Consider the following 6,232-nt stretch of genomic DNA (forward strand, 5'->3'; position numbering starts at 1 on the left):
AATTACGCCATTAATGCAGTGAGAATAAGTGCAACAGCGATACTAATCGCCATTTCAACCGCGGCAATGCCGATGTTGTGTTGTTTTTCAACTTCGGTTGCTAAGTCAATTTTCATTAAGACCATTTTCTTAACGATAGTGATAATGACTGACAGTAGTACCAACATAATTAATGAGAACGATAACCAACCAAAAATGTTGTACAGGTGAGTATTCGGGTTGTATTCCATAAAGTGACTGGCAGCATTGAAACTCAACGCCATGGCAATCATATAGCCACTATGGCGAAGCGCTAAAGCGGTTTGACCTTGTGCTAATGCTTGTTGCATTGATGCGCCTTGATTACGCGATGCATAACGGTTTTCACGAAGACGAGTCAGCAATACCATCATCAATTGTGAAATGATAAATGCGGTAAAAATAGCAATAAAGGTGTCAAATGTTAGGTCTTCTGCCCATAACAGTACTGAGCGGATAATAATGGCAGTTGCGATTGCAGCGGCGGCATCAACGATGGCGACTGATACATTGCCTTTTAAGATTTGCTCATTTTTTGCAAATTCATTAAGGGCGATTTTGTCATGCAGATAGCGGCCAAATTTAATTAATATTAAACCAAATAAGCCATAAGCGGTCATGCCAATGGCTTCAACCGTGTAAGAGGTTGCGGCTTCGCCAGTAATTGCACCCGTGAGCACAATACCCAGTGCGGCAATAGCACCAGCAGTGCTGATACCAAACGCAAAATTGTCGCGCTCAGCTAATTCTTCACGGCTATTAACTTTGACACTCCATCCCTGTAAAAAGCGCATTAGTGTCAGCAGGACAATGGCAATGGCTAAATCAATACCCAGTATGATGATGAGTTCTGTTGTGATCCCATATTGTTGAAAAAATTCCATGACGTTTCCTTACCTACTTACCTGAGCGAATACCGCGAGAGGTGCGGTTAGATGAATTTCGAAAGCTACTGGTACTGCTTTTAGCGTAGCTGGAACGGAACTTACTGCTGCTTGCTCCGGTTGTTTTAGCGCTTGGCGTGCTCACCGATTGACGCGACAAGCTTGATGACCCAGTACGGTTTTTCGCATATGGGCTAGAGAAGTTTTTACCTTGGCGACTAAACTTTTTCTTTGATTGTTCAAATACCCGCTCTTGCGAACGAGCTTGTTTAGGTGAGGTATAGCGATAGCGACCAACATCGTTGTAGTAACTGTAACCACGACGGCTTGACCAGTTATCATAATATACTGGGCGATTAAATATGTTGGAGAACATGGAATACATACCATACCAAGCCCAAAATGATGTGCCGCTTGAGTTGGTTTGCCAACTACCGTAACCCGGATTACCGACTAACTGGCTACCGGGACCAAAGTCGCCACTGCCATTTGCCATCACTTCTGCTTCTCGGCTCATGGCATTAACGCGCGATAACATGCCGTGGGACATATCGGCAATGACATTAACCGGATCCGATAACATGTCGTTGTACAATGCGGGTTCAACGGCTTGATAGAGGTTTTCAGCTTCTTCAAGCTGTTGGTTTAAATCAATGAAGTTAGCACTGTTACTTAACTCGCTAACACGTTGGCTTAATGAGGTGAACATTGGGCCGGTTTGGTTACTGTCTTTGGCGAGCTCAGTTAATAGCGGCGAAAGCTCCGGCTGTTTTTGTGCCAAAAGGTCAGCATATTGGCGTAATAAATTGGCATTACGTAATTGACCGTCGGCGAGCGCTTGGTTGAGTTGCGTTAGGCGTTGCTGTGTTAATTGTTGATATTTGGCGATTTGTTCAGGTCGATCATCACCACAACCAGACAGTAACAAGGCAACGACAAGCGCCATCATCCATTTATGGATATGAGGGAGTTTGCCAAACATGATTTCTCCATTTTGTATATATTTCATGTGCTAATTCAATCTAACAAAGAGTATAGTAACCCGTTTATATGCGAGTATATTGACTGATTTACCTTGGGTTTAAAGGTAGATATAGCACTCGTGACATAATATGTCTAATTTCATTTCCTAAGGGGACATTATCGCTATGGTGAATCAAAGTAACAAGGTCTTATCTGCACAATTATGTGTTGTAGCAGAACGTTACTGGATACGACTCTGCGAGGTTTGGCCACAAGCGCAACAACAGCTTACTCAAAACCAACAACAACAATTACAACAGGTTTTTGGACTAAGTGATTATATCGGCGAACAACTTTGTCGCCACCCCGAATGGATTGGCCCCTTATTTGATGGATTACTCACAACCGTCAATCGCAACGACTTTGATAACCAATTACAGCAGTTATTATCACCGGTTACCCATGAAGATAATGTTAAAACAGTATTAAGGCTATATAGAAATCAGCAAATGGTGCGCTTAGCTTGGCGTGATTTTATGGGGTACTCCTCAGTTGAGGATGCGTTGCTGGACTTATCTGCCTTAGCTGAGGCATTGGTTATAGCGGCAAGAGACTGGGTTTATCAAGACATGTGCCGTCAACTTGGTACGCCAATGGATAGTGAAGGTAACCCGCAACCTTTATTGATTTTAGGTATGGGGAAGTTAGGTGGCCGCGAATTAAATTTTTCATCTGATATTGATCTTATTTTTACTTTTCCTGAGCATGGCGAAACCCAAGGTGGTCGCAGAGCACTGGCCAATCAGCAGTTTTTTATTCGTATGGGGCAACGCTTAGTTAATGTGTTAGATCAAATTACCCTTGATGGCTTTGTGTTTCGTGTCGATATGCGGCTGCGCCCATATGGTGAGTCTGGGCCGTTAGTGGTCAGTTTTAGCGGGTTAGAAGACTATTACCAAGAACAAGGGCGAGACTGGGAACGTTATGCCATGGTCAAAGCGCGTGTCTTGGGACCATGGACGCATTATAGTGATGAGCTGCAACAATTATTAAGGCCGTTTGTTTATCGTCGTTATATCGACTTCTCTGCTATTGAGTCACTGCGAAAAATGAAACGCTTAATTGCTCAAGAGGTTAGACGTAGGCAGTTAAGTGACAACATTAAACTGGGCGCAGGTGGCATCCGTGAAGTGGAGTTTGTGGTACAAAGCTTTCAGTTAATTCGTGGTGGCCGAGAACCTGACTTACGCCAACAAAGCATTTTTGGCGCGGTTGATACCTTGTACAACTTGGGGCAACTAGAGTATTTGGCCGTTGATGAGTTAAAACACAGCTATGTATTTTTACGCCGTGTTGAGAATTTACTGCAAGCGATAAATGATCAACAAACACAGACCTTGCCGAATAACCCGCTAGACTGGCAGCGCTTATGTTATGTGTTAGATGCCGATGATGAGGCGCAGCTGCGCCAAAAAGTGGCTGCAGCCATGGCCATTATTCATCGCCATTTTAATGCCACAGTTGGTGGGGACGAGCATCATGATCAGCAAGAACCATGGACACATGTCATTTGGGATGTGTGCGACGATGACGATGCTTTATCGCTATTGGCTGAACATCAAGTTGAAGACGAGCGTATCTGGTTGTTATTGAAAACATGGCGGGCAACGGTGCTTAAACGCGCTATTGGCCCGCGTGGACGTGAAACGCTTGATAAATTAATGCCTAAATTACTTGAAGAAATACTGCAACTTACGCAACCTAGCAGTGCTTTTGAACCCGTGTCGATGGTGCTCGATAAAATCCTGACTCGAACCACGTATTTAGAGTTATTGTGTGAAAATCCCGGCGCGCGTCAGCAATTGGTGCGTTTATGTAGCGCGAGTCCATGGATTGCTAAAGAACTGGCTAATTTCCCGATGCTGCTCGATGAATTAATCGACCCTGCGCAGCTTTACGACACCACTTCTATTGATGATTACCCAAGCGAGCTGCGCCAATACCTGTTACGTGTGCCAGAAGATGACATGGAACAACAAATGGAAGCATTGCGGCAGTTTAAGTTGTCGCAACAGCTTAAAATCGCTGCGGCAGATGTCACTGGGGTGCTGCCGGTGATGGAAGTAAGCGATCATTTAACATTTTTAGCTGAAGCTATTATCGAGCAAGTGGTCTTGCAAGCATGGCATCAAGTAGCTGAACGTCATGGTGTACCCGCGCAAATGAATGTGTCAAATATGGGCTTTGCGATTGTCGGTTACGGCAAACTTGGCGGTATTGAGCTGGGTTATGGCTCGGACTTAGATTTAGTGTTTTTGCATGATAAATTACCCGCGGGTTGTACTGACGGTAAGAAACCGATTGATAGCCATCATTTTTATTTAAAGTTAGCTCAGCGGATTATTCATTTATTTGCTACCCGTACTAACTCGGGAGAATTGTACGAAGTTGACATGCGTTTGCGACCATCAGGCTCGTCAGGGTTGCTCGTCAGTGAAATCGCTCGCTTTGGTGAATACCAAGCAACAGAAGCGTGGACATGGGAACACCAAGCGTTAGTGCGCTCAAGGTTTGTGTTTGGTAGCGATGCACTGGCTGGGCAGTTTAGTCAGCTACGAGCCAAGGTATTACAAGAACCAAGAGCAACCGATGAACTGGCAAAAAATGTTCGTGAGATGCGTTTAAAAATGCGAGAACACTTGTTAAAAGTGGATAAAAACAGTTTTGATTTAAAACAAAGTCCTGGCGGAATCGCTGATATTGAGTTTATTGCTCAATTTATGGTGTTGGCACATTCCAATCAACAGCGCGATTTAACCATGTGGTCTGATAACGTGCGGATATTTGAGGCGTTAGCTGAGTTTGAACTGATGGAGTTTGCTGAAGTACAACTGCTGACACAAACCTATTGTCAGCTGCGAGATGCTAACCATGAACTTACGTTACAACAGAAAAAAGGTGTGGTTAATATTGAAAGGTTTGCTGAACAAACTGAACAAATAAAGCGGATATATCAACACTATTTAGCGAGTGAATAACGCACTGATTTTACATGTTCAAGCTACATAAGTTGAGCTTTGCCAAGGCTGGGATTGCATCTGTTACTGGCTTTAAGTTTAAGCCGCTTTTTATCGTTTTTTGATGTGACAGATAGCAGTCACATTAAGACATCATCACGAAGAATATGTCAGTCTAATGTCGCTTAAAAAGCATTTAACCTCACAACCTTAAATGCATTTTTAATGCGCAGATGTCGACAACCACTGCAAAGACAAAGGCTTATTGTTGCAAGTGCCAGCTAAATAAACATGCCATTAGTGAATTACAGTTAAATCCCTTAGAATATGCCACATTAGCAATACACTTGTTGTGGTTGTCGATTAATCATTATCATCACAATTGCTCTGATCTTTTAAATAGGTTCTTCCAATGGATAAAAACGCATTTTTAGATGCTATGAATGTCTCTAGATGGCGCAGTGCTGACACGCCAGGTAAACCTTATTTAGTGCTGCATGATTTAGATGCTGATATGAGCAATAATCAGCTATTAACCCAAGTGCTTAAACTACTTAATGTTGACTTAGAACAGTGTGAGTTTGACTGTAAGCCCATCTCTGGGATGCAAGTTGTGTGGGATATGCGCAAAGTAAAAATGCGCCCTCGTGTCGCTTGGGTGGTGACATCCCCCTTAGCAGATATTTTGCCAAATGCTGATGAAAAACAACAATTATGGCAGCAAGTGGTCACTCACCTTAATCAACAAACCAGCGAGAGTGCAGCACATGCTTAATATCACCATTGACACATTAACCCAGGCTGATGTTGCTCAAATGGCTAGGGTTGAATCAGCGGCACATTTACACCCTTGGAGCCAAGCCAGTTTGGCTGATTGTTTTGGGCGCTTATATCGCGTCATTGGTGCTTGGGATCAACAAGGTTCAGCTTTACTCGGTTTTGCAATCGTGCAACAAATACTCGATGAAGTGACACTCATGGATATTTGTGTGCAGCCGCAATCTCAAGGCTTAGGCATTGGTAAGTTGTTGTTAACAAATGTGATTGAACAAGCCAAAGCGCACAATGGCGCGCTGATTATGCTGGAAGTTCGTGAGTCTAACCTCGGTGCGATTGGTTTGTATACCGCCCAAGGCTTTAAACAAACTGGGCTGAGAAAGGATTATTACCCAACAGCAGATGGTCACGAGCCTGCTTTGTTGATGGATTATATGCTGTAAATTCGCCTTGATAAAATGAAATGAGCTATTTGAGAAATTATCAGCCAAGTTAGCATCATGATAAGCAGATAAGCAGATAAGCAGATAAGCAGATAAGCAGATAAGCAGATAAGCAGATAAGCAGATAAGC

Annotated in this window: 5 protein-coding genes; 3 read left to right on the plus strand and 2 right to left on the minus strand. The window is 43.3% G+C overall.

Going from position 1 to position 6,232, the window contains the following annotated elements:
- Positions 1–2: 2 nt before the first annotated feature.
- Both G3R48_RS07050 and G3R48_RS07055 read right to left on the minus strand, forming a co-directional pair.
- Positions 3–902, minus strand: a complete 900-nt coding sequence (locus G3R48_RS07050; RefSeq protein ID WP_153661558.1) for a DUF350 domain-containing protein — start codon at positions 900–902, stop codon at positions 3–5.
- A gap of 13 nt (positions 903–915) precedes the next feature.
- Positions 916–1,884: a hypothetical protein gene (locus G3R48_RS07055; protein ID WP_153661556.1), complete on the minus strand. Its 969-nt coding sequence runs from the start codon at positions 1,882–1,884 to the stop codon at positions 916–918.
- Positions 1,885–2,044: 160 nt separating this feature from the next.
- On the opposite strand from G3R48_RS07055, the gene glnE reads away from it, so the two are divergent.
- The 3 genes from glnE (at position 2,045) to rimI (ending at position 6,102) form a co-directional block, all read left to right on the plus strand.
- Positions 2,045–4,903, plus strand: a complete 2,859-nt coding sequence (gene glnE / locus G3R48_RS07060; protein WP_380714125.1) for a bifunctional [glutamate--ammonia ligase]-adenylyl-L-tyrosine phosphorylase/[glutamate--ammonia-ligase] adenylyltransferase — start codon at positions 2,045–2,047, stop codon at positions 4,901–4,903.
- Between the two features lie 391 nt (positions 4,904–5,294).
- Entirely contained in the window at positions 5,295–5,657 is a 363-nt protein-coding gene (locus tag G3R48_RS07065) for a hypothetical protein (RefSeq protein WP_153661552.1), read from the plus strand.
- A complete protein-coding gene (gene rimI / locus G3R48_RS07070; protein ID WP_153661550.1) occupies positions 5,650–6,102 on the plus strand; it encodes a ribosomal protein S18-alanine N-acetyltransferase in 453 nt (150 codons plus the stop codon). Before G3R48_RS07065 ends, rimI begins: the two co-directional genes overlap by 8 nt.
- Positions 6,103–6,232: the final 130 nt, after the last annotated feature.

Origin of the sequence: Shewanella intestini (assembly GCF_018221465.1) — a bacterium.
Lineage (GTDB): Bacteria > Pseudomonadota > Gammaproteobacteria > Enterobacterales > Shewanellaceae > Shewanella > Shewanella intestini.